The sequence below is a fragment of the Pseudomonas caspiana genome (assembly GCF_002158995.1).
Classification (GTDB): Bacteria; Pseudomonadota; Gammaproteobacteria; order Pseudomonadales; family Pseudomonadaceae; genus Aquipseudomonas; species Aquipseudomonas caspiana.
The window spans coordinates 154,552-178,762 of record NZ_LOHF01000010.1 but is presented as its reverse complement, the minus strand read 5'-3'; the positions used below and the strand labels follow the sequence as shown (position 1 = coordinate 178,762).

21 protein-coding genes and 1 pseudogene are annotated in these 24,211 nt (G+C 59.3%); 6 read left to right on the top strand and 16 right to left on the bottom strand.

What is annotated here, in order from left to right:
- Position 1: 1 nt before the first annotated feature.
- On the top strand, positions 2–892 hold the full coding sequence (locus AUC60_RS14075) for a VOC family protein (RefSeq protein ID WP_087268271.1): 891 nt from the start codon (positions 2–4) through the stop codon (positions 890–892).
- A gap of 391 nt (positions 893–1,283) precedes the next feature.
- Complete coding sequence (locus AUC60_RS14070) at positions 1,284–1,946, top strand: polysaccharide lyase family 7 protein (protein WP_087268268.1); 663 nt, start codon at positions 1,284–1,286, stop codon at positions 1,944–1,946.
- A gap of 86 nt (positions 1,947–2,032) precedes the next feature.
- On the opposite strand, the gene AUC60_RS14065 is transcribed toward AUC60_RS14070, so the two are convergent.
- The 3 genes and pseudogenes from AUC60_RS14065 to AUC60_RS14055 all read right to left on the bottom strand — a co-directional run bounded on the left by AUC60_RS14065 (position 2,033) and on the right by AUC60_RS14055 (position 4,421).
- A complete protein-coding gene (locus AUC60_RS14065) occupies positions 2,033–2,620 on the bottom strand; it encodes a flavin reductase family protein (RefSeq protein WP_087268266.1) in 588 nt (195 codons plus the stop codon).
- A gap of 22 nt (positions 2,621–2,642) precedes the next feature.
- A pseudogene (locus AUC60_RS14060) lies at positions 2,643–3,809 on the bottom strand (pyridoxal phosphate-dependent aminotransferase); the annotation flags it as partial.
- 213 nt (positions 3,810–4,022) lie between these two features.
- A complete protein-coding gene (locus tag AUC60_RS14055) occupies positions 4,023–4,421 on the bottom strand; it encodes a nuclear transport factor 2 family protein (RefSeq protein WP_087268260.1) in 399 nt (132 codons plus the stop codon).
- 186 nt (positions 4,422–4,607) lie between these two features.
- Between AUC60_RS14055 and AUC60_RS14050 the strand changes: the two genes are divergently transcribed.
- The 4 genes from AUC60_RS14050 to AUC60_RS14035 are packed head-to-tail and all read left to right on the top strand — an operon-like array spanning position 4,608 to position 10,413.
- The gene (locus AUC60_RS14050; RefSeq protein ID WP_144443261.1) at positions 4,608–5,795 is read left to right on the top strand and encodes an ABC transporter substrate-binding protein; all 1,188 of its coding nucleotides are present in this window, start codon (positions 4,608–4,610) and stop codon (positions 5,793–5,795) included.
- Positions 5,796–5,804: 9 nt separating this feature from the next.
- Positions 5,805–6,674 carry a branched-chain amino acid ABC transporter permease gene (locus AUC60_RS14045; RefSeq protein ID WP_087268257.1) on the top strand — a complete coding sequence of 290 codons (870 nt, stop codon included), beginning with the start codon at positions 5,805–5,807 and terminating at the stop codon, positions 6,672–6,674.
- Positions 6,671–9,181, top strand: coding sequence for a branched-chain amino acid ABC transporter ATP-binding protein/permease (locus AUC60_RS14040; RefSeq protein WP_087268252.1), 2,511 nt, complete (start codon positions 6,671–6,673; stop codon positions 9,179–9,181). Before AUC60_RS14045 ends, AUC60_RS14040 begins: the two co-directional genes overlap by 4 nt.
- Positions 9,178–10,413 carry an amidohydrolase family protein gene (locus AUC60_RS14035; protein WP_087268249.1) on the top strand — a complete coding sequence of 412 codons (1,236 nt, stop codon included), beginning with the start codon at positions 9,178–9,180 and terminating at the stop codon, positions 10,411–10,413. Before AUC60_RS14040 ends, AUC60_RS14035 begins: the two co-directional genes overlap by 4 nt.
- Positions 10,414–10,569: 156 nt before the next feature.
- Here the strand turns inward: AUC60_RS14035 and AUC60_RS14030 are convergent, their stop codons facing one another.
- From AUC60_RS14030 to AUC60_RS13970, 13 genes are all read right to left on the bottom strand, one after another.
- A complete protein-coding gene (locus AUC60_RS14030; RefSeq protein WP_087268245.1) occupies positions 10,570–11,262 on the bottom strand; it encodes a GntR family transcriptional regulator in 693 nt (230 codons plus the stop codon).
- Positions 11,263–11,384: 122 nt separating this feature from the next.
- A complete protein-coding gene (locus AUC60_RS14025) occupies positions 11,385–12,956 on the bottom strand; it encodes a gamma-glutamyltransferase family protein (protein WP_087268242.1) in 1,572 nt (523 codons plus the stop codon).
- Between the two features lie 219 nt (positions 12,957–13,175).
- Positions 13,176–14,363, bottom strand: coding sequence for an MFS transporter (locus AUC60_RS14020; protein WP_087268239.1), 1,188 nt, complete (start codon positions 14,361–14,363; stop codon positions 13,176–13,178).
- A 275-nt stretch (positions 14,364–14,638) separates the two neighbouring features.
- The gene (locus AUC60_RS14015; RefSeq protein WP_087268236.1) at positions 14,639–15,160 is read right to left on the bottom strand and encodes a DUF3833 domain-containing protein; all 522 of its coding nucleotides are present in this window, start codon (positions 15,158–15,160) and stop codon (positions 14,639–14,641) included.
- Positions 15,161–15,185: 25 nt separating this feature from the next.
- The gene (locus AUC60_RS14010; RefSeq protein WP_087268233.1) at positions 15,186–15,713 is read right to left on the bottom strand and encodes a chalcone isomerase family protein; all 528 of its coding nucleotides are present in this window, start codon (positions 15,711–15,713) and stop codon (positions 15,186–15,188) included.
- Between the two features lie 185 nt (positions 15,714–15,898).
- Entirely contained in the window at positions 15,899–16,486 is a 588-nt protein-coding gene (locus tag AUC60_RS14005) for a peroxidase-related enzyme (protein WP_087268230.1), read from the bottom strand.
- Complete coding sequence (locus AUC60_RS14000; RefSeq protein WP_087268226.1) at positions 16,486–17,004, bottom strand: CMD domain-containing protein; 519 nt, start codon at positions 17,002–17,004, stop codon at positions 16,486–16,488. Before AUC60_RS14000 ends, AUC60_RS14005 begins: the two co-directional genes overlap by 1 nt.
- A 61-nt stretch (positions 17,005–17,065) precedes the next feature.
- Entirely contained in the window at positions 17,066–18,631 is a 1,566-nt protein-coding gene (locus AUC60_RS13995; protein ID WP_087268223.1) for an ABC transporter substrate-binding protein, read from the bottom strand.
- Positions 18,632–18,686: 55 nt separating this feature from the next.
- Positions 18,687–19,700, bottom strand: a complete 1,014-nt coding sequence (locus tag AUC60_RS13990) for an ABC transporter ATP-binding protein (protein WP_087268220.1) — start codon at positions 19,698–19,700, stop codon at positions 18,687–18,689.
- The gene (locus tag AUC60_RS13985) at positions 19,690–20,718 is read right to left on the bottom strand and encodes an ABC transporter ATP-binding protein (RefSeq protein WP_087268217.1); all 1,029 of its coding nucleotides are present in this window, start codon (positions 20,716–20,718) and stop codon (positions 19,690–19,692) included. The genes AUC60_RS13990 and AUC60_RS13985 overlap by 11 nt, the downstream gene beginning before the upstream one ends.
- On the bottom strand, positions 20,715–21,620 hold the full coding sequence (locus AUC60_RS13980; RefSeq protein WP_087268214.1) for an ABC transporter permease: 906 nt from the start codon (positions 21,618–21,620) through the stop codon (positions 20,715–20,717). Before AUC60_RS13980 ends, AUC60_RS13985 begins: the two co-directional genes overlap by 4 nt.
- Positions 21,617–22,591 (bottom strand): ABC transporter permease, encoded by a 975-nt coding sequence (locus AUC60_RS13975; RefSeq protein WP_087268211.1) that lies wholly within the window; start codon positions 22,589–22,591, stop codon positions 21,617–21,619. The genes AUC60_RS13980 and AUC60_RS13975 overlap by 4 nt, the downstream gene beginning before the upstream one ends.
- Positions 22,588–24,048 carry an FAD-dependent oxidoreductase gene (locus AUC60_RS13970; protein ID WP_087268208.1) on the bottom strand — a complete coding sequence of 487 codons (1,461 nt, stop codon included), beginning with the start codon at positions 24,046–24,048 and terminating at the stop codon, positions 22,588–22,590. The genes AUC60_RS13975 and AUC60_RS13970 overlap by 4 nt, the downstream gene beginning before the upstream one ends.
- Positions 24,049–24,211 lie beyond the last annotated feature (163 nt).

The following is a 24,211-nucleotide window of genomic DNA, read 5'->3' as shown; positions in this document are numbered from 1 at the left end:
TATGGCCGCAGCAGCCCAATCCACTCAAGGTATCGATCATCCGCTGGTGACCGTACGCGACCATCCGCAGACCCTGGAGTTGTACCGCAAGATGGGCTTTGAACCGTCGCCGGTCAGCTACCACCCATGGGGCACGGTCACGACACTGGTGATGTTCCCGAGCAACTTCATCGAAATCATCGCAGTAGATGACGCCTCGAAATTCGGCACCAACTCAGTCGATGGCTTCTGCTTCGGCCGCCAATTGGGCAAGTTTCTGGATCGTGGCGAAGAAGGCGTCTCGCTGGTGGCCCTGCACAGCAAGGATGCCGATGCTGACTATTCACGCCTGACAAAAGCAGGGCTGGCCAGCCAGGGCCGTATCGACTTCCGACGCAAAATGACCTTGCCCGATGGCAGCCCGGACGAAGCCGTCGTGTCGTTGGGTTTGTTCATGGACGAAGAGCACCCGGATGTTTCCAATTTCATATGCCATCAACACCGCCCGGAACTGATCTGGGTGCCTGGATGGCAGAACCACCCAAACAGTGCCGACGGCATCCTCGCGGTGACTTACCTGGCAGACCCTGCTCAGCTCGAGGCTCGCTGGAAAGGTCTGTACGGCGATTCAGTTCGCTACGACGGCGATGTGCTGGAGGCCGACACGGGCTGCGGACTGCTACGCGCCATGTCGCTCACGACCGCGCAAACCGAGTTTGCCGGGGTCGACTTACCGAAGGCCGCCAGACAACGACCCCACGCGATCGCACTGCGCATCAACACTAAAGATCTGGATGCGGCGCGAGCCATTATCCAAAGCAACAAAGTGCCGCATCTAGCGGGTTCACAGCGCCTGCTGATCGAGCCGCAAGCGGCGGGGAATGTGATTCTGGAGCTGGTGCAAACCCGTTGAGAGTCGGACTGTCAGGAGGGTCATGGTCCTGTGGGAGATTCCATGTTTGCCCGCAAGCCAACGTGGGACCGGCTTTAGCCGGGAAGGCGGTATTTCTGACGATAAAGATGGACTGAATGTATTGGCCTCTTCCCGGCTAAAGCCGGTCCCACGTCATCAGTGAATCCTGTGGGAACCGGGCTTGCCCGCGATGAGCTGCTCGGACCACATGAAACCCCGTTTTTCCCGGATAAATTCGTTCCCACGAAATTGCAGGAGCCTGAGGAACATTTGCCGTCTGTCGTCTGCGCACTCGCCATCAGCCCAACGGCTATCAACCAAACGCCTGGCTTGCCGTTAAAGCACGCAGCGTCCCGGGACTGGTCGGGCGCATTGCCCGTGCGAGAGCCCCATGATCGACCTCAGTGTCTGGAACCTTACCCTGCCCATCGAAACGCCAGCGCTCACCGTGGCGACGGCGCGTGTCAGCAGCATTAATAACCCTTACTTCAAAGTCAGCAGCAACGGTATCGTGATGTGGGCGCCCGTGACCGGCTCGCACTCCGGCACCAGTGACTTCCCTCGCACGGAATTGCGCGAAACCCTGCCCAATGGCACCGCACGGAACTGGTTGTACAACAGCGGGACCAACACCATGATCGGCGCACTGACGGTCAATCAGGTACCGTCGACGGGCAAGATTGTGGTGGCGCAGATCCATGCCAAGAACGCGCCGACGCCCTTGCTGAAAATGGTCTACCGCTACACCGCCAAAGGCGGTTTCGTCGACCTGGAATATCGCGTCAAACCGGCGGACGATAAAAGCCCGGTGATGTACAGCACTCCCATGCCCATGAACAAGGCCTTCACCTACTCGATCCAGATGGCGCCCACCGGCAAGCTTACGGTGCTGATCAACGACGTCGCCGCGCAGACCACCCTGAACCCCGCGTGGTATGGCTACGATTTTTACTTCAAGGCCGGGGTATACACCCTGGACAACGTCGGCTACCCCACCGAAGGCGGGAAAGTCACCTACAGCAACCTCTCCACCAGTCACGTCGTGAAAAAGTGACAGCCCGCGATACTGCGTTCTCTATTGAACGGCAGTAACTCCAGCTTTGTCCGCCATGCAGGCTTCTGCATGGCGTATTGCACGCATCATTTCTCGTCTGCAACCTCAACATCCAGCGCGTCACCAATCGCATAAAAGTGCCCACCCGCGATGTAATGCAAACTGCGCCACGCCGGGTCGGCTGTTTCAAAGTGCCAGTGTCCGTCTTTGAACACACGGGTGTCAGCCCACGCGCCAATGACTTCGCCGATGAATAAATCATAGGTCGACTGATTGTGCGGCTCGGGTATCAGGCGACACGCCAACCAGGCGGAACATCCAGCCACGAACGGCAGGTCGTGCCCAGGGATACGGAACAGCTCCACGCCTGAGCGCTGCAGTTTATCAGCCTCGTCGGAGAGGCTGCGCGTGCCCACATCGTGGGTGAGCCGCAACTGCGCCGCCGTTGGCACCTGAATCACGAAGACACCGCTTTGCTCAACCAGCTCACGAGTCTTGGCGATTTTGTCGAGGACCACGGTGAGTTTGGCGGGCATGAAATCCAGCGCGCAGGCCCAGGCAGCGGCCATGACATTGTCAACTCCGTCATGCCGGGCCGAAACCAATACCGTAGGCCCGTGGTTGAGCAAGCGATAGGCCTTGGCCGGGTCCACTGGAGCAATAAATTCGTTCACAAAATACCTCTCAAGACTTGGCGAGCGTGCCGACGAACGACTTGATTCGCACACACGCACGCGCCAGTTGGTCATCACTTACGGTAAATGAAAGCCGCACGAAACCCTGGGCAGGCTCACCGAAAGCGGCTGCGTCGAGCACCGACACACCCGCCTCGCGGAACAGGCGCCAGGCGAAGTCCAGCGAGCTAAGGCCGGTGCCGCGCACATCGAGCAGGACGAACATGCCGGCATCCGGGCTGCGTACTTCGATACCCGGACAGTGACTCAATCCGGCCACCACCAGATCGCGCCTGCGCTGATAGATATCGAGCATGCCTGACGTCACTTGATCATGAGCAAGCACCGCAGCCATCGCGCCCGCCATGACAAAACCGGGCAAACCATAGAGCATGCTCAACGACAGGTTTTCCGCGTGCCTGACCAACTGCGCGTCCGCGACGATCCAGCCGACCCGCCAACCGGTCATGGCATGGGATTTGGACAAACTGCCGACGATCACACAGCGCTCGGCCATACCCGGCAAGCTGGCCAGGCTGACGTGCTCTCGCTCGTAACAAAGACTTTCGTAGACCTCATCGACGACCACCCACAGATCATGAGCGATGGCCACTTCGGCAATCCCTTGCAGTTCCTCGACAGTGAGCACTACGCCAGTAGGGTTGTTCGGGTTGGAGAGAAAAATAGCCCGGGTACGTGGGGTGATGGCAGCGCTGATACGGCTGATGTCTGGACGAAAACCCACATCGGCGTCACAACTTACCCGAACCAGCGTCGCGCCGCTTGCCCTGAGCGTGGCCTCGTAAGTCACGTACATCGGGTCCAGGGCCAAAACTTCATTACCGGCTTGCAACAGACACAGGGCGCTCGCGAACAAAGCATTCTGCGCACCGGCCAGGGTAATTACATTGGTCGCCTCTACCGGTCGACCCAGACGTTTGGCGTAACGCTCGGCGATGGCTTCTCGTAACGCAGGGCGTCCGGGGATCTCGGTGTAATGGCTGTCCCCTGCTCTCAATGCGCCGACCGCCGCCTCGGTAATGAAGTCCGGGGTAGCGAAATCTGGATCGCCAATGCTGAGGATAATGACGTCTTCCCCTCGACAATGAGCCTGCCAGGCGGCGAAGTGAATGTCCCAGGCGGCTGCACCCTGCCCGGCTATTCGTTCGACAAAAGGGGAAAAGCGCATACCACGGCCTCTCGAATACGAATAAAAAACGCCACCATAACGCGACGTTCTTCTGAAAGGCCAGTTTGAGGTCGATTCCAGCATTAATGATTGGCGCAAACACAACGCTGTAGGAGCTGCCGAAGGCTGCGACCGCAGTGCATCAGGGAAAAAGCATTGGCAGCCTTCGGCAGTTCCTGCATAAGGCATCCGGACCGCGCCCTTTTCAGCCAATCAAGCCTTCGCAATCTCCGGCGCCAGCAACCACTCGGCGCTGTCATTCCAGACGTCCATGTGAGTGATCTTGCCGTCGCGCACTTCAAAGCGGTCCAGATAACGATTGCCGGAAAAGCTGCTGCCATCCGGCCACTCGCCGTACAGCGTGCCGTTGGAATAAACCACGGTGTGGTCGCCGCGATCCATCCAGTCGAAATTACCCAGAGCTTTCTTGACCCAGGCATAGCGCGAGCCGTTGAACGCGGTGATGTCCTGCGGGGTGGGCATGACGCGACCGCCTGTGAAAGTGATCCTCACGTCTTCGCTCATGAAGGTTGCAGCCCGGACCGGATCGGGGGCCATGGACGCTTCTAGAAAATTGCTAACAATCTGTACATCTTTATTACTTTCCGACATCTCTGAATCTCCTGACTCACGAGTTAAGTAAATTGCCTAAACGCCTCTACATGGTGCGAGCCGCCTTAATTTGGCGCGTAAATACGAGGCAAAAATGCTAAGAACCATCATTTAGCGGGTCGTTACGACTGGCATCCTACTTGCTAGCAATAAATATGCAACTGCTAGCAATCAGGAGAACGACCTATGGCCATCCGGCTTCCAAACCTGCAACGTCTGCTCTTTCCCGTGGCTGCGGCAGTCACGCTCAATATGGCTATGTTCGGCGGCGCGCAAGCCGCTGAGCCGCCGATCAAGGTTGGCCTGGTGGCCGCTCTTTCAGGTCAGTCAGCCAAATCCGGCGAAGCCCTGACCCGTGGCTTGACCATGGCTATTAACGAAGTCAACGCCAAGGGCGGTGTACTGGGTCGTCAACTGGAGCTGGTACGCCGTGACGACGAAAGCAATCCGTCCAAAGGCATGCTGGCGGCTCGCGAACTGGTCCAGCGGGAGAAAGTCACTGTGCTGTTCGGTGGCCTCGATACGCCGGTGTCGCTGGCAATCGTCCCATTGGCCAATCAGATGAAAGTACCGTTCATGGGGATTTGGGCTGCGGGGACAAAGATCACCGAAAACGGCGCTGCTGATAACTACGTGTTCCGGGTCTCGGCTGTCGACGAACTGGTCGACGAAGCGCTGGTGAAGTACGGCGTCGATAACGGCATGAAAAAGCCGGGCATGATCCTCATCAATAACCCGTGGGGCGAGTCCAACGAAGCCGGCTTCAAGCGTGCTCTGGAAAAACGCGGCCTGGCCAACGCCGGTGTTGAACGTATTCAGGACAGCGACCTCGATGTGGTGCCGCAACTGACCCGTCTGAAAAACGCCGGGGCCGATACTTTGTTGATGGTCGGTAACGTTGGTCCTTCGGCGCAAGTAGTCAAATCGCTGGATCGCATGGGCTGGGACGTGCCGGTGGTTTCGCACTGGGGTCCGGCCGGCGGTCGTTTCGGTGAGCTGGCTGGCCCGAATGCCTCCCGCGTGCACTTCATCCAGACCTACGTGTTCACCGAGCACAACAGTCCGAAAGGCGATGCTCTGCTCGCAGCACTGAAAAGCGCTTACCCACAAATCAAAACTCTGGCTGACGTAACGCCTGCGGTGGGCATCGCCAATGCCTACGACGCGCTGCATCTGGCTGCGCTGGCCATCGAGAAAGCCGGCAGCACAGACGGCAAGGCCGTGCGTGACGGTTTCTACGCCATCAACGAATACGACGGTCTGATCAAGCACTACAAACAACCGTTCACGGTGCAGAAACACGATGCATTGGGGCCGGACGATTATCTGTTCACGCACTTCGTCAATGACCAGATCGTACCGTTGAAGCCTTAAGGAGCCGCCATGTTCACCGCCGCCATCGTCACCGGCCTCGGCCTGGGCAGCATGTACGCTTTGCTGGCGCTGGGTTTTCACCTGACCTACGTCGTCTCGCGCACCGTCAACTTTGCTCAGGGCAGCGCCATGATGGTCGGCGCGGTGCTGGGTTACACCTTCTGCATCAACTGGGGCTGGTCACTTTGGCTGGCCTTGCCACTGACGCTGATCCTCTGTGCGCTGTATGGCCTGGCGATCGAGCGCTGGCTGGTGCGGCCGTTCCATAGCCGTGGCTCACAGGCCTGGCTGATGGCGACGGTGGCGGGTGGCATTCTGGTGGACAACCTGGCGCTGTTCACTTTCGGCAAGGAGCCTCGTCAGTTCGAAAGCAGTCTGGTCAATCTCAATGTCGAGCTGTTTGGCAGCAGCGTCGGTGCATTGCAGTTGCTGATTCCTCTGGCGGGGGCAGCCATTGCCCTCGCGCTGTATCTGGTGCGGCGCTACACCCGACTGGGCAAGGTCCTGGAGGCCTGCGTGCAAAATCCGCGCGCGGCAATGTTGATGGGCATCAACGTCAATCGAGTAGTGGCGATCGCATTTGCTGTTTCCACGGTATTCGCGGCGGTAGCAGGTTTGTTGATCGCACCGTTGTTCAGCGTCAACGCCGAGATGGGCATGTTGTTTGGCCTGAAAGCTTTTGCGGTAGCGATTCTGGGCGGCATCGGCAGCGCCGGGGGCGTGTTCGCGGCCGGACTGTTGTTCGGTCTGGCTGAAGCCTTGATCACCCTGTATTTCGGCTCCGCCTTTACCCAGATATTCACGTTTGCGCTGGTCATTCTTGCCTTGGCGATTCGTCCCGATGGCCTGTTCGGCAGCAAGGCTCTGGTAAAAGTATGAAAGACATAAAAACCCTCGCTGCTCCGGTTTTCATCGCCTTGCTCGCCGTCGTGTGCGGCGTCATGGCTTTCACGCTAGACAGCTATTCACTGCTGGTTTTTACCCTCTGCGCCCTGGCGGCGGTGGTGGGTGTCGGCCTGAATATTCTGATTGGCCTGAGTGGGCAAATCTCCTTCGGGCACATCGCGTTCTACGCCATTGGTGCGTACGTGTCGGCACTGCTGACCATGGCCGGTTGGCCGCTATGGCTGGCGTTGCCCTTGGCGGGCATCGTGGCAGGTTTGGTCGGCGCGCTGCTGGCGATCCCGGCGCTGCGAGTCAGCGGCCCGTATCTGGCGATGATCACCATTGCCTTTGCGTTCGTCGTGCATCACAGCCTGATCGAATGGCGTGACGTGACCGGCGGCTCCAATGGCTTGATGGGCATTCCGCTGCCTGAATTTGCCGGTCTCGATCCCGCAATACTGCTCGCCCTGCTGGCTGGCGCATTGATGATTGGCGCATTGCTGTTCTATCAACGCCTGAGTCACAGCACCTGGGGCAAGGCCATGCGTGCCGTGAAAGCCTCTGAAATTGCCGCGCGCTCTCTGGGTTTCAATCCGGTCCTGAGCAAGACCCTGGCCTTCGCCCTTTCGGCCGCTTTGACCGGGTTGGCAGGCGGTCTGCTTGCGCCACTGTTGATGTTCATCAACCCGGAATCCTTTCCGTTTTCGCAGTCGATCCTGTTTGTCCTGGCGGTGATCGTCGGTGGCAGTGGCATGCTGTTTGGCCCATTGATTGGCGCTTTGCTGATCGTGCTGGTGCCGGAATTACTGTCGGACTTCGCCGAATACCGTCTGCTGATTTTCTCGGTGCTTTTGCTACTGGTGTTGTGGGTTGCGCCAAACGGCCTGCTGGGTGCCCTCGCCCGTCGCTGGATCAACCCAACCCGTTTGCTGCCTCCGACTGCGAGCAACACACAGCGTATCGCCGCGCATTTGCGCAGCCGTGGCCCGTCAACCGGTTTGCGCGTGACCGATATCGGTATTCGCTTCGGCGGTGTGCAGGCGGCGCAACACGTCAGCCTGCATGCGCCGGCTGGAAGCATCACCAGCATCATCGGCCCCAATGGCGCGGGTAAAACAACGGTGCTGAACATGATCAGCGGTTTCTACGCGCCGGACAGTGGCCAGATCGAACTGCAACAACCTTTGGCCGGTTTGCCCGCCTGGAAAAGCGCCCGAGCGGGTGTCGCCCGCACCTATCAAACCACCCTGCTGTTCGGTGAAATGTCGGTGCTGGATAACCTCTTGGTGGCGATGCAGAACGGTCGCCTCGGCCTGCCCTTCAGCCTGTCGACCACTGAGCAACGCAGCCTCGCCTTGGACTTGCTGGCACTGGTGGGCTATCGCGGTGAGGTGAACATTGCCGCCGAGGACTTGCCCCACGTTGATCGGCGTCTGGTAGAGATCGCACGGGCACTGGCGACCGCGCCTGCAGTGCTGTTGCTGGATGAACCCGCAGCGGGCCTGAGTCGTCGCGACACGGACGACCTGGCAGTGCTGCTGCGCAAACTGGCGGACTTTGGCCTGACAGTGATTCTGGTCGAGCACGACATGTCGCTGGTGATGTCAGTGTCCGAACACTTGCTGGTGCTGGACGCAGGCAAGCCGATCGCGTCCGGGCCGCCTGCCGAGATTCGTCAGAACCACCAGGTGATCGCGGCGTATCTGGGCGGTACCGATTATCAGGCAACGCCACGTGATCAAGCCTGGGACGGCAGTCGCGATGCGCGGCTGTACGTCAAGGATCTGGTCATCGACTATGGCGCTGCGGCAGTGGTCAATAAAGTCAATTTGCTGGTCAATCCCGGCGAGCTGGTGGCGATTCTGGGTGCCAACGGCGCGGGCAAATCCAGCATCCTGCAATGCTTGGCGGGCCTGCATCGGGCCACCAACGGCAGCATCCTGCTGGACAACGAAAGCATTGAACAGGCCAGCGCCAGCAGCATCGCGGGCAAAGGTCTGGCCTTGGTGCCGGAAGGTCGTCAGGTGTTCCCGTACCTGAGCGTGCGCGACAACTTGTTGCTGGGCGGCTATTCCCGACGCGAAGCATTTGACGCCGAAGCTGAAGTCGAGGCGATCCTGAAACGCTTCCCGCGTTTGCGCGACCGCATCGATAACCCGGCGGGCATGTTGTCCGGCGGTGAACAACAGATGGTCGCGGTCGGTCGCGGGCTGATGGCAAAACCGAAAATCCTGCTGCTGGACGAGCCGTCTCTGGGCTTGTCACCGGCCATGATCGGCGAGCTGTACGAAGCACTCGCCGCCCTGCGCGATGAAGGCGTCACGATCCTGCTGGTGGATCAAATGGCCAACCTCGCGCTGCAGGTCGCGGATCGTGCTTACGTACTGGAAACCGGCTGCATCATCAAATCCGCCAGTGCTGCCGAGTTGCGTGACGACAAGGAACTGGCTGCGGCCTATCTGGGTGAAAGCGCCGACAGCGGCCAGGAGGTCAACGCTTGAACACTCTAAAAATCATCAATGCGCGGCTGGGCGATTCCAGCGCCAATTCCGACACCGTGCTGTACGTGGAAAACGGCTATTACGTTGAGGCTTTCAGTCCATCAGTCACTGAATGGGCAACCCTTGATCTACAAGGCCGGTTGTTGATGCCAGGCCTGATCGAAACCCATATTCATCTGGACAAGGCCTGCATCATGCAGCGCTGCCATTTGCATGAAGGCACCCTTGCCGAGGCGGTCGCCCAGACCCGCGCCGCCAAAGCCGGTTTCACTGAAGAAGACGTGTATAGACGCGGTGCGCTGGTGTTGGATAAGGCGATCCTGCAAGGCACCACCCACATGCGTACCCATGTGGAGCTTGATCCGCAAATCGGTCTGACCGGCTTCAATGCCATTCGCCGCTTGCAGACTGACTACGCCTGGGCGATTAGCCTGGAAATCTGTGTCTTTCCTCAGGAAGGCCTGCTAAACAATCCCGGAACGGAAGAATTGCTGTGTGAAGCGCTGGAGAATGGCGCGACGGTGCTGGGCGGTTGCCCTTACATGGACAGCGATCCCGACGGGCAGATCCAGCGTCTGTTCGAACTGGCGGTCAAATACGACTGCGATCTGGACCTGCACCTGGATTTCGATCTGAACCCGGAAGGCATGACGGTCATGGAAGTTGCGCGCTGCACGCAGCTGCATGGCTGGGCCGGACGCGTGACCATCGGCCACGTAACCAAGCTCTCGACACTGCCCAAAGAGCAAATGACCGTGCTGGGCCTGCACCTTGCCAAGGCCGGCGTGCAGGTGACCTGTCTGCCGTCTACCGATCTGTTTCTGATGGGCCGCGAGTCGTTTTACAACAAGCCCCGCGGGCTGGCGCCGCTGGAGCATCTGCATGCCTGTGGCGTGACGTGCTCGGTGTCCACCAACAACATCGGCAATCCATTTACGCCGTATGGCGACGCATCGCTGATCCGTCAGGCCAACCTGTTCGCCAACGTCAGCCAGATGGGCACCGTGCCGCAATTGCTGCAATGCCTGGCGTGGGTGTCCAGCGAATCAGCGCGCATGTTGCGGTTGACTGATTACGGCGTGCGACCCGGCTGTCGCGCCGATTTCATCGTCTTCGACGCGCCCTCGCCTGCAGCGGTGATCGCCGAAATCAGCGCGCCGTTGATGGGCTTCAAGGGTGGGAGGCAGACGTTTAGCCGCCCGGTTGGGAAGCTGTTGAGGCCGGACAGTTAGGCACGCTTTACGCATAACCCTGTGGGAGCAGAGCTTGCTCGCGATAAGCCGGACCAGGTTCACTTTAGATCGCGTCCAGCCTTATCGCGAGCAAGCTCTGCTCCCACAAGTTCTGCGCCATGCCGGATCTTGCGCGATGACGTAGGACTGATCGTCTCAATCACTCAACGCCTGCCGCAAATTGAATTCCTCCGGCGCGCTTTCCTCCAGAGCAAGCTGCCCTTCCAGCTCGTCCAGGTGTTCAAGCATGACCGCCACGGCGCGCTCGTTATTGCCGGTTTCCAGTGCAGTAATGATTTCCTGATGCTCGTCCGACGCGCAGGATGGCACGTCGTTACGCTGATACAGCGCCACGATCAGCGAGCTGCGCACCATCAGGTTGGCGAGGATGTCACTCAGAACGGTGTTGCCGCTGATCTCGCCGAGCATCAAGTGAAACTCGCTCAATTCGCGCACGATGGCACGGCGGTCCGTGTCGTTGGTGGCCTTGCGTTCATTGTTCATGTGCGTCGCAATCCGCTGACGCTGCTTGCGCATGATCGCCGGAGTGATGCCTTCAACAATCGCCCGTTCGATGGCGCGACGAGCGCTGAAAATATCCCGGGCTTCCTTGGCAGTAGGCTGGGCAACCATGGCGCCGCGATTGGCCTCGATGGTCACTACCTTCTGCATCGCCAGGCGTTGCAACGCGACCTGCACATGGTTGCGGTTGGCCTGCAGGGTTTCCACGATTTGCGCTTCGATCAGTCGCGTGCCAGGCGGCAGACGATGTTGGGCGATAGCCTTGAACAACGCATCGACGATACGTTGCACCTCAAGCTGTTTGGCAGTGACAGTGCTCAGGCCCATCCTTTCCTCTATTTTTCAAAACGCTTGGTGCCAGCCAGCAGGACTGCCAGTGACGGGCGATCGGCGGCATTATCCGCCAGCAACCGCGCACCGGCAAACCCCGTCTGCAATGGTCTTGACGATCAGTTTGGCTGACCCAGCGCGAGGCCTTCGCCACGGGGATCATGCATGGCGCTGCGCCGTCCGGTTTCATCAATGGCAATGATCCCGGCATGCCCGGTCATGGGGCTGCGTGCCGGGATGATTTCCACCTCGTGCCCGAGCGCGGCAAGACCCTCGACAGTCGCCGTACTCATGTCACCTTCAAGCTTCAGATTGTCGGTGCTGTCGAAGAAACTGCGCCCCAGCAGGAAGCGTGGCGTCTCCAGTGCCAGATCAATCGGCTGCTGAAAGTCGACCAATTGCGTCGCCAGGACCATTTGCGTCTGCGGCTGACCGTCGCCACCCTGCGTGCCGAAGAACCAGCGACGGCCGTCGTCCGCCAGATAGCAGGACGGATTCAGGGTATGCGCCGGGCGCTTGCCCGGTGCCCAGCCGTTGGCGTGGTGCATATCGGCATTGAAACCGGCAGCGCGGTTCTGCCACAACACACCTGTGTCACCGAGGATGCAGCCCGAGCCGAAATCGTGAAACAGGCTCTGAATCAAGCACGCGGTTCGCCCTTGAGCATCAGTGGCAGCCATCCAGATGGTGTCGGCAGGCCGACCCGGTTCATTCCACGGGGCAGCACGCTGGTCGTTGATGGCATCGGCGTAAGCCTTGATCTGCGCATCCTCCAGGCTGGCGAGGAAATCCCATGAGGTGCTGAGCGGATCGCATAACTGCGCATTACGGCGCAGCAAGCCCTGTTTAATGGCTTCCACCAGATAGTGGTAATACTGCGCGCTGCCATTATCCATCTGTGCCAATGGCTTGTGTTGCAGTGCGGCCATGGCTTGCAAGGTGTAAAGCCCCTGACAGGGCGGTGCGACGTTATAGAGTCGACCCTGGCGATAACGCACCGAAATCGGTGCAGCCTCAAGCGCACGGGTGGCAGCCAGATCAGCGGCCGTAAGGCCACATCCAAGCCGGTCAAAAGCCGCACCGAAAGCCTCGGCCAGCTCACCTCGATAGAAGTCCTCGACGCCATGCCTGGCCAGATGACGCAGGGTATTGGCCAACTCCGGCTGACGCAAGGTATCGCCCTCGCCCTTCCAGCGCCCCTCGGTCTTGCACAGACGATGCAGGTCCGGTAACTGCTCGATCAGCGGTTGGCGCAAGGTCTGCCAGAACAATTGCGACTGCGAAATGGCGACGCCACGATCCGCCATGACAGCGGCGTCTTCCAGCAGGTCGCTCCAGCCAAGTTTCGACCCCCAGTCATGACGACTGATATTCGCGGCGATTTGCCAACTGGCCAGGGCGCCTGCGGTGCTAGCAACCGAAGCCGGGCCACGCACGGTGATCTTTCCGCCCTCGGGCAAGTGCTGACCGGCACGCCCAATCCCCACGATGGTGCGTACCTTGCTGTCATGGATCATCCACAGGGCATCGCCGCCCAACCCGGTCATATGCGGAAAAACCGCCGCAAGCATCGCGCTGGCGGCCAGCATCGCATCAATGGCCGTGCCGCCGGCCTCAAGAATCCGCATCCCTGCGGCACTGGCTTCGGCATGGGGCGTACAAATGACGGCACGAGTTGAGGTAGCGATCATGATCAAAGGCTCTCTATTTTTTGCTAGCTATCAATAGTTTTATTGTTAGCAAAGCAAGAAATGTGCCTTGGATATTTCTGACTGAATGAAGACATATGTGGGAGCTGAGCTTGCTCGCGATAAGGTTGAATGCGGTTTACTTTAGATCGCGTCCAGCCTTATCGCGAGCAAGCTCAGCTCCCACAAAAGCCTAGCTATCACAAGAGATCATCGCCAAGGCTACACCGCCGCAGCCTGCGCCCTTCTCATGCTCCACATCGCAATCACAGCAATCAATGCAACAAGAGCGCTGAAGAATTCACCCACATGGCGCAAGCCAAACACCGGCGCGCTGACGCCAACGGCGATCACCGGTAATGACATGGACAGGTACAACACCACAAACAGCGCCGAGGCGACTGCGGCCTTCTGATGTGGCGGGCTGGCCGCCGTGACGGCGCCCATGCCTGCACGAAACACCATGCCCTGGCCGATACCTGCAGTAATGCCCGCGATGATCAGCAACAGCATTTGTTCGGTGGCGATGCTCAGGCCCAACGTCAGCATGCCGAGGATCAGCGCGACGCAACCCATGGTCATGTGCTGGCGCGATGGCAGCCATTGCAGCAGCGCCTGACCGACTACCGAGGCGGCGAAGAACGAACCTACAACCGCACCGATCACGATGCCACTGGATTGCTCCATGACCTGGCGCATGATCGACGGCACCATGCTGGTGAACAGCCCGGCAACGCTGAAACCTGCCAGACCGGCGATGGCTGCGGGAATAAACAGACCGCGCACCTGGGCAGGAATCGAAGGCCGCATGACTCGCAGACGGGGCACTGCCGGACGCGTGACCGTTTCCCGCGCAATCAAGACGCCCACCAGTGCGATCGCAAGAAAGCCCAGATGCAGCCAGAAGACGAGTTGCAGCGGATGCGGCAGGTGCTGAGACGTCAGGCCCGCCAGCAACGGCCCGAGCCCGAGGCCGAACATGTTGGCGGCCGTGGCCACCAGCGTTGAGCGCTTGCTCCAGGACTTGGGAGCCAGTTCGATGACGGCCACCGTTGCGGTGCCGGTCATGATCCCGGCAGAGAACCCGGAAAACAGTCGTCCCAGCAACAGGCCACCGATGGAATCGCAGTACAGAAAAATGACCGCACTGATCGCGCCCATCAACAGACCCGCGCACAGCATCGGACGACGTCCGACCTGATCGGACCAACTGCCCACTGCCAGCAACGCTGCAATCACTCCGGCGGCGTAGATCGAAAAGATCAGCGTCACCCAGGTTTCGCCGAAGCCCATCTGCTGTTGGTAATAAACATACAGCGGCGTAGGCAGCGTGGTGCCAACCATGACGATCAGCAATGCGCAGGCCACCAGAATGAAATCTCTGCTGGAGGTTGAAACAGAATCGGTCATGCGGGGCATCCGGTGAGGAAATTCATGGTCATGCTTCGGCATCGATAGCCGGGTAGCCATGTTACAGAGAGGCGAGAAAGATCGGCAGCGAAGGTTTCAAGAAATTTCAGATTCCAGGCAGAGGAGATATCGCGCCGCAGGACCAGAGCCCAACTGATCACAGCCGTCTGAGCTGGAATATTTTTTGTAGGAGCTGCCGAAGGCTGCGAATGGCGGCGAGTCAGGATTAATGTCTCGCAGCCTTCGGCAGCTCCTACAGGTTCTTCTACAGGTTTCTATTGCTTACGAAAGAAAAACGTCACCTGTCCCAGCTCCACACCCAATTTGCTCATGTACGAGCGATTGGCCAGAGTCTTGTCGTCCAGCAGGTACATCCAGTCATCGAAATGCACTTTGTACGTGGTGCCATCCACCGGCAGGTTCAGCACGTAGCGCCAGTGGAAGGCATTGCCGGACACTTCTCCGAACGCCTCGCCATCGACATCCCCCGCCGTGCCCTTCCATCGGCCTGGCCCGTCAGGAACAAGCGTCCATATCCGGGTTTCTTTTTTACCGTCGCTGTAGGTGAAGTCTTCATGCAGGATCAGCGCATCGCCTTCGCTGCGACCATTGATCACCACGTCCATGCGTTTGGTGACCTCTCCCGAGCGCTTCTGGAAAATACCCTGCGCCACGACGCGGCCGGTGAAGTATTCGCGCAGATCCAGCTTGGGCTGTTCCTGGCTGTACTGCTTCACGTCCACGCCGCTACAGGCAGCCAAACCGATACATGCAGCGATGATCAAGGCCTTCAACATGTCGCAGCTCCCAACAGAAAATGAATTACTTGGCGGCGCGTCCCATCAGTTGCTCACGCAGCTCCGGGTTGCGGGTTTTCGGGCTCAGCCAGATGTCGAAGAAAGCTTTGGCGAACTGCGGATCCTGTACAACGTGCTGCAGCTTGTCACCGACGTAAAAGCGCGCTTCGCGGCCAGGGAAATACACCCCGGTGATCTTCATGCCCTCTTCAACATCGACAAACGCCTGCGCCATTTGCTCACGCCACGCGACCAGCTGCTTCTCGGGAATCGCCTTGGGGGAAGTACGCTTGATCTCGACGATACTGGCCTCGACCAGATCGTCCCGGGAAATCGTCCGGTGGTAAGTCAGCTCCAGCGCCAGCGGCTGATCGGCCTTGAAAGGCTTGTCTGCACTCAATAGGCGTGCGGTATAGACACGAAAGCCGAACACCCGCAGATCGCCACCGCCGACCACTTGGGCGTTGGGTAGCGACTCTTGCCAGGAAGCGCTCGCCACCTGGCTGAACACCTGACTGAACAGCAGGAAAACCACTAACCATAGTCGTGCCATACAGCGCCTCTCGTCCGGGACTTCAGGGCAAGAACAAAAAAAGGTCAGCAACCCGGTGCAAGGTCAAAGACCACAACAACACCGGGAAGCTGACCCTTCAGACTTAAAAGCTATACGACGATCGACGCTTTGTACAATTTTTAGCGAAGTTTTTATTCAAACGCTTGATTGCTGACCACGTCCTGTCACAACCCCTTGTAAACCGGCTCGCCCAGATTGAGCATCAGACGGTTGGCCCAGGCAAAAATCGAGATCGCGTGGATCAGGTCAAGAATCTGCGCATCGTCCAGGCCCTGCGCACGTAGCGGCTGAATGTGCTCGGCACCCAGCGCAGACGGATCAAGGGTCAGGTCGATGGAAAAGCGCACGATGGCTTTTTCCCGGTCGGTCGTGCCGGCCGTCTCAGGGTCGGTGAAGATTTCGGCAATCACGTCGTTGCGCTTGGCCAGTTGCTCAAAGCGCTGGGCATGCACCGAAGCGCAATACACACACTGATTGATGCGCGAAACCACTGTACTCGCCAGTTCGCGTTCGGCACGCGACAGGCCACCAGGGGCATACATGATGGCGTTGAAAGCCAGAGAACGCTGGCGCAGCACCTCGGGCTGATGGGCCAGGGTCAGGTAATAATCGGACACTTTGGCCTGCGGATGACTTTCCTCCAGCACGGCGACCTGTTCGGGTGTCGCGCTGTCGAGTTTGATGGTCGGCAGCCATGCTTTCCACCCCAGCACTTCGCTGGTGAAACCGTTGATACGGATTGGCTCACTCATCACGCGGCTCCTGCGGCTGACAATGCGGCAAGTCCGGCAGCGAGCCTGACCTGATAAGACAGATACGCAATCAACTGCGCGAGCACGACGATCTCCGCAGTGGACAATCCAGCTTGCTGTAGTACGAGTAAAGCCTGCTGATCACCTTCCACTGGGCGTTCGATCAAGGTTTGGGTAAAGCCGAGAATGGCTTGCAGCCGCGCACTTTCAAGACGCTCAAGAACACCAGCGTCAATGGCCCCGACCAGCGACAGATCAACGTCCAGCGCCTGCAACTGCTCAAGATAGTAGTCTGCCAACAGCTGATTCGGGGTCAGACGACTGGCAAAATACGCGACCGCCAAACGCTCGATCAGGGACAGATTGTCTGCAAGCAGCGGATCGAAAAACTGTGCGTGGCTGCCCTGAGTCGCGGCCAGCACTTTGTCACGGGCATGACGGACCTGATACAGATGTGTGCCGGGCGAAAGGCCCAGCAATTCATCCAGGACATCCGGCGATTGAGCGGTGGAATTCATTACAGCTCCTCTGAATGGATCGGGCTGAGCCTGCCGCTGGTATGGCGGCAGGCTCCGGGCGTCAAGGCAGTTTGGTGACCATGCTCGCCGCAGTGCGGTCGCTGACCAGCGGCTCAACTTTCAGGTCTTTACGCGCAGCCCAGATGTTCTGGTAATGAAACAGCGGGATGATGCCGACGTCGTCAGTCACGACCTTGGCCGACTGCTCCAGAATTGCGCGGCGCTTGGCTTCATCGAATTCCGAGGTCGCGTTGGCCAGGGCTTGATCCACCAACGGGTTGCTGTAGTGCCCCCAGTTGGAAGCGCCGAGACCTTTGGTGCTGTCAACGGTTGCCAGGATGTTGGTCAAGGCATAAGCCGCTTCGCCAGTGCCGTTACCCCAACCGATCACACTGATCGCCAGTTCGTTCTTGTTCGCCTTGCCGGCGTAAACCGCCCAAGGCAGAACTTCCAGCTGCACCTTGACGCCAATCCGCGACCAGAACTGTGCCACGGCCTGCATGGTTTCCGGTGCTTGCGGGTAACGGTCACCCGGCACATGCACGGTCAACTGGAAGCCATCCGGGAAGCCCGCTTCTTTGAGCAGCTCCTTGGCCTGTTTCGGGTCGTACGGGATGTTTTTCAGATCGTTGTTGTAGCCAAACGTCTTGGCTGGCATCCACTGGTTGGCCTCGGTCACGGTGCCTTGCATGATGCGCTCGACAATCGCCTGGCGATTGATCGCCAGCGACAGCGCCTTGCGCACCTTCACATCACGCAGCGGGTTCTGCTCCAGAGGCTTGCCCGCGTTGTCACGGATGTATTCGTTCGGACCTTCACGGAAGCTCGGTTGAACAATCAGCGCACGCAGACCGGAGTAAGCGTAAACCTTCACATTCGGGCTTTGACGCAGACGCGCCACGTCGGTTGGCGAGACCTTGTCGATCACGTCCACGTCACCCGCCAGCAAGGCTGCAGTGCGGCTCGCGGCATTGGCGATGTAACGATAATCAACGCTGTCCCACAGCGGTTTCTCGCCCCAATACTCGGTATTGCGCTCGAAAATCGTGCGGTCGCCCGGCACAAAGGAAACAAAACGATAAGGCCCGGTGCCGACCATCGCTTTGCCGGAGTTGTAATCGGCACTGGCAGCACCTGCACCGACATGTCGGCTGACGATGTAGATCGAATCGACATCCGGCAGCAGGTTGGCGTTAGGTGAGCGGGTCTTGATGATCAGGGTGTGATCATCCTTGGCCTGGATCGACTCGACGGTGCGCATGGCACCCGCGTAAGACGCCACGGAGCCTGGCACGGCGCGGGCGCGCTCGAAGGAGAACACGAAATCATCGGCGGTCAGCGGTTTGCCGTCCTGCCACTTGACGTCGTCGCGCAGGTTGAACTCCCAAGTCTTGTCGTCCAGCACCTTCCAGCTTTTGGCCAGACCCGGCAGGGTCTTGTCGTCGCGACGATTGACCAGCGACTCGAAGGCATGCAGCGCCACCGATCGGTCCCCGGCATAGTTGTTCAGTTGTGGATCAAGGGATGAGACCGGGTCGGCGTAACCGATACGCAAGGCTTCAGCCGAGGCACTGCCGCTGGCCAGAATCAGGGCCGAAGCCAACAGTGAACGAACAAGAGGTTTCATGTGTTGTTTCCTTGTACGCAATGGCAATAAGAAAGACAGGCGATCAAGCGCCCGTTCAGGCTGTTTCGTTGAGGTGGCAAGCGCTCAGGTGGTTCGGCGAAACCTCCCTGAGCGGTGGAACTTCCACGCGACAGCGCGCCATGGCGTGCGGGCAACGAGGATGGAAATGACACCCGGCAGGCGGGTTCAGCGGGCTGGGGATTTCCCCTTTGATCGCGTCATAACGGGCACTGCGAATATCGAAACGCGGGATCTGCGCCAACAAGGCCTGGGTGTAAGGATGGTTAGCGCGACTGAACAAGTCATCGACGTCGGCGCTCTCCACGACCCGCCCCAGGTACATCACCACCACGCGATCGCACAGATGCTCGACCACGCCGAGGTCATGGCTGATGAACAGATAGGTCAGGCCAAGCTCGTCGCGCAGGTCCATGAACAGGTTGAGAATCTGCGCCTGAATCGACACGTCCAGCGCCGCCACTGACTCATCGCAGACCAGCAGCTCAGGCTGCACCGCCAACGCACGAGCGATACCAATGCGCTGACGCTGGCCGCCGCTGAACTGGTGTGGATAGCGCTGGCGCAACTGCGGGCTGAGCCCGGCACGTTGCAGTTGAGCACTGACGTAATCGTCGAAACCCGCCTTGTCGGTCAGGCCATGCAGCAACGCGCCCTCCCCGACGATACGGTCCACACGAAGGCGCGGGTTGAGGCTGGCGGACGGGTCCTGAAAGATCATCTGGATTTTCAGCCGCGACGCCTGACGCTCTTCATGGGTGAAGTCTTCAATGGATTTGCCGTCAATGGACGCCGTGCCGGAAGACACCGGCAGCAAGCCCGCGACCATTCGGCCAAGGGTCGACTTGCCACAGCCGGACTCGCCGACCAGCCCCACCACTTCGCCCCGCACAATGCGCAGATCAACCCGGTCGACAGCGTGTGTCACTGACGTCGGCCGCGTCAGTTGCAGGCGCTGCAACAGATGCTGCAGCCCGGTCTCAGGGCTGGCTTTGCCGAATGTCTTGCTGACATCGCGCAGCTCGATGATTGGCGTCGATTCATTGCTCATCGGCGGCTCCCGGGTGAAAACAGCGGACCAGTCGGCCCGGCTCTATCGCTTGACTGGGCGGATCCTGCTCGCACACCGAAGTCGCTCGGGTGCAACGCGCAGCGAAGGCGCAACCTGTTGGCATCGACAGCAGATCCGGTGCCATGCCGGGAATCTGCCGTAACCGCTGACCGCGTTTGTTACGGCTCGGCAAGCTGTCGATCAGGCCTTGGGTGTAAGGGTGTTGCGGGCGATCCAGCACCGCCGCGACGGTGCCTTGCTCGACGATGCGCCCGGCGTACATCACCGCAATATCGTCCGCCAGACCGGCGACTACCGACAGATCGTGAGTAATCCAGATCAGCGAAGTGCCCTGCTGACGGACCAGCTTCTGCACCTCACTGAGAATCTGCGCCTGAATGGTCACGTCCAGTGCTGTAGTCGGTTCATCGGCAATGATCAGGTCCGGCGAATGCAGCAAGGCAATGGCAATCGCTACCCGCTGACGCATGCCCCCGGACAGTTGGTGCGGGTAGGCGCGCAGACGCTCATCGGGGCTGGCGATACCCAACAGCGCCAACGTACGGCTGGCATGTTCACGAGCCTCCGTGCGACTGAGTGGCTGGTGTGCTTGCACCGCCTCGATCATTTGCGTATCGACGCGCAGCACTGGATTGAGGGTCATCATCGGGTCCTGAAAAATCATCGCGATGCGATTGCCTTGCAGGTGACGCAATTCCTTAGCGGACAAACGCGTCAGGTCGCGACCTTTAAACAGTACTTCCCCGCCACTGATCCGCCCCGGCTCATCCACCAGACCGAGGATGGAGAAACCGGTGACTGACTTGCCGGAACCGGACTCGCCCACCAGTCCAAGTATTCGCCCCGGCTGAATGCTCAGGGACACATCACGCACCGCAGGCAGCACCCCGGCGCGGGTGTAGAAAGAAGTGCACAGCCCGCGCACATCCAGCGTCGGCTGCACGCTTGCCGCTTGTTCGACGGCCAACGACTCGGCAGAACTGTTTGGCAGGCTCATCGTTGCAACCTCGGGTTCAGCACATCACGCAGACGGTCGCCCACCAGGTTGATGGCAACGATGGTGATCAGCAGCGCCACACCGGGATAGAAGCTGATCCAGTATTCATCGCTGAGCATGTACTGAAAGCCATTGGCAATCAGCAGGCCCAGCGAAGGTTCGGTGATCGGCACGCCAAGTCCGAGAAACGACAGGGTTGCTTCCAGAGTGATAGCCCGGGCGATCTGCAACGCGCCGATAACGATCAGCGGTGGCAGGCAGTTGGGCAGAATGTGCCCGACCACAATGCGCCACGAACCGATGCCCTGCCCGCGCGCGGCATCGACGTATTCGCGGCGGCTTTCAGTCAGCGCCTGACCACGGGCGGTACGCGCGTAATAGGCCCATTCCAGCACCACCAGCGTCAGCATCACATTGCCGACGCCCTTGCCCAGCCAGGCGAGAATCATCAACGCCATGAGGATCACCGGGAACGACAACAGCAAATCCACCAGACGCATCAACAACGCATCGACCCAACCACCCGCATACGCGGACAACAAACCGAGCATGGTGCCGAGTACCGCCGCGATCAGCGCCGAACCAATACCGACCCAAAGGCTGATACGCAGGCCGTAAATAATCGCCGACAGCAAATCGCGCCCCTGGCCATCGGTGCCCAGCCAATAGATGTACCCCTCATCAACGTTTTCCGTCCCCGGAGGCAGGCGCGCATCCAGAACGTTGAGCTGCATCAGGTCATAGGGATTCTGATGAACAATCCACGGCGCCAGCGCCGCGACACCGACGATAAACACCAACACCAGCAAACCGAGCATCGCTGTCGGCGAAGTCTTGAACTCGGAGATGCCGCGCCGCCATGGCGATTGCGCCTTGAAAGTCGCTAAGGGGACCTGGCTCATCGTTTCCCCTCCACACGCACACGCGGGTCGAGGAAGTAATACAGCGCATCGACAATCAGATTGAGCACCACAAAAATCACCACAACCACCATCAGATAAGCCACCACCACCGGGCGGTCTAGCATGTTGATGCTGTCCAGAATCAGCTTGCCTGCACCGGGCCAGGCAAAAATGCTTTCGGTCACCACGGCATACGCGATCGTCGACCCCAGCTCCATGGCCAACACCGTGACCAGCGGAATCATGGTGTTGCGCATTACATGCATGCACATCACCCGCACCGGCGACAGGCCTTTGGCGCGGGCAAACTTCACGTATTCCTGCGGCAGCACTTCACGCACGCCAGCACGGGTCAGGCGCAGCACCAGAGATATCTTGAACAGCGCCAGATTGAGTGCAGGCAAAATCAGGTGCTGCAAACCGTCGAGGGTCAGGAAGGACCACTGAATGCCGAACAGTTCACGGGTTTCACCCCGGCCGCTGGCGGGCAGCCAGCCAAGCTTGATGGAGAACAGCATGATCATCATCAACGCCACCCAGAACGCGGGCAGCGAAAAACCGACAATGCTGGAGGCCATCAACATGCGTGACAACGGGTGATCGGGATAGCTGCCGGCGAACATGCCCAGCGGCACGCCAAGCACGACAGCGAGAAACATCGCGCTAAAAGCCAGTTCAAACGTCGCGGGCAGGCGCTGCACGATCAGGCGCATGGCGTCTTCGTGGTAAACAAAGCTCTGACCGAGATTGCCTTGCACAGCGCCCTTGAGGAACAACAGGTATTGCTGCCATAACGGCTTATCCAGCCCCAGATGAGCAATGGCTGCCAGACGTTCGGCCTGGTTGAGGTCCTCGCCGACCAGAATGTCCATCGGATTGCCGATGGCGTTCAGGCCAATGAAAACCACCAGGGTCATCAGCAGTACCACCAACAGCGACTGACTCAGGCGCCGCACCAGCCAGCCGATCATCCGCGTAACTCTTGAGCCGTCGGCTCGCTGGCGACCCATTCATCACCGAGCAACTCAGGTTCGGCGTAGTTCTGCATCGCTTCAAAATGCAGCTCGATGTCTTCGTTGAATAACTGGCCTGCCAGCCCTTGAGCGAGACGCTTGGCGCCTTCGCTGATGGCCGGGATATCACCCGACACCGCGCCGTAGCTCAGGGCTGCCGGATAGTTGAAGCAATGAATCTGACCGATGCCGGGGCATGCTCCGGGGGTCTTTTCCTGAAATTCGAAGCACAGACCCAGGTCCGGCAAGTCCTCCAGTTCGTTATCCGGCTCGCCGCCGGGTGGTGTGAAGCTGTCGCTCCAGGCGCGGACATGCGAGGCAAAACTGGCGAACTCGGGACGCAGCTGGAAGTTGGTGCGAAAGCCGGTAGCGAATACCAGAAAATCCACCTCGATCCGCGCCTTCGGCGTATCCACCCACAGGCCACCGGCCGGGTTTTCCTGAACGGCAACGACCGGGCTGTTCAGCAGAAAACGGGAGTTGGGGGAGCGGGAAACACGCTGTGTACTGCCCCTCGGCGGTGGGACTTGCTGAGTGTTCAGGTATTTGCGAATTCGCCATTTCCAGGTATCCGGCAGGCGCCAGTAACCGTGGGTCATGCCTGGATTGCCAGCGCCCTTGCCTTTGTTGACCCGCGGCAGCTCGGCCCGACGAATCAGCAGATCGACCCGCTGCGCACCAGCTTCCAGCGCGGTGGCAGCACTGTCCATCGCCGATGCACCACCACCGATCACAGCAACGCGCTTGCCGACGAACCAATCGTCCTGCAACCCGTCAGCCGAATGCGCCCAGAAATGCCGGGGCAAACTGTGGGCAAAATCAGGCACCCAAGGACCACCCAGACCATCGCGACCAGTGGCCAACACCACGTGGCGGGCCACAATAGTTTGAAGCTGCCCGGCATGCTGGACATCCAGCTCAACCAGACCGTCCGCACGAGGCTGGACCCGGCTCACCCGATGCTCGTTGCGCACGTCCAGCTTGAGTGCTTTGCGATACCAGCGCAGGTAATCCGCCCATTGCAGACGCGGGATCTTGTCCAGCGCATTCCACGCCGCCAGACCGAACTGTGCCTCGAACCAGGCTCTGAATGTCAGGGCAGGCAGGCCCAATGCGGGACCCGTCAGTTGTTTGGGCGAACGCAACGTTTCCATGCGCGCGGTAGTCGCCCACGGGCCTTCGAAACCGGCTGGCGATTGATCGTAAATGCGCGCGATCACACCCATGTTGCGTAGCTCGGCGGCCAGTGCCAGGCCCGCCATGCCGCCACCGATAATGGCCACATCCAACACCGCCTGCCCGTCATTGACCCGCGGTTTTACCCAGGGTGAAGCAGGCAGATCCAGCCATTGCAAATCCTGCTGCAGGCGAGCTTCCAGCGCAGCAAGACCACTGGCGGTGTTCAAATCGGACATTTTCAATACTCGGCATTCGAGAAAAGGTGGTCACTTGCTATACAAGAAGCATTCCACACTCATACATTTTCGAATTCATAAGGCTCATGAATTCGTAAAGCGAATAGTAGAAGCCGTGAAATATTCCTTCAACGATGATTATTGAATATTGATATTCCAGAAA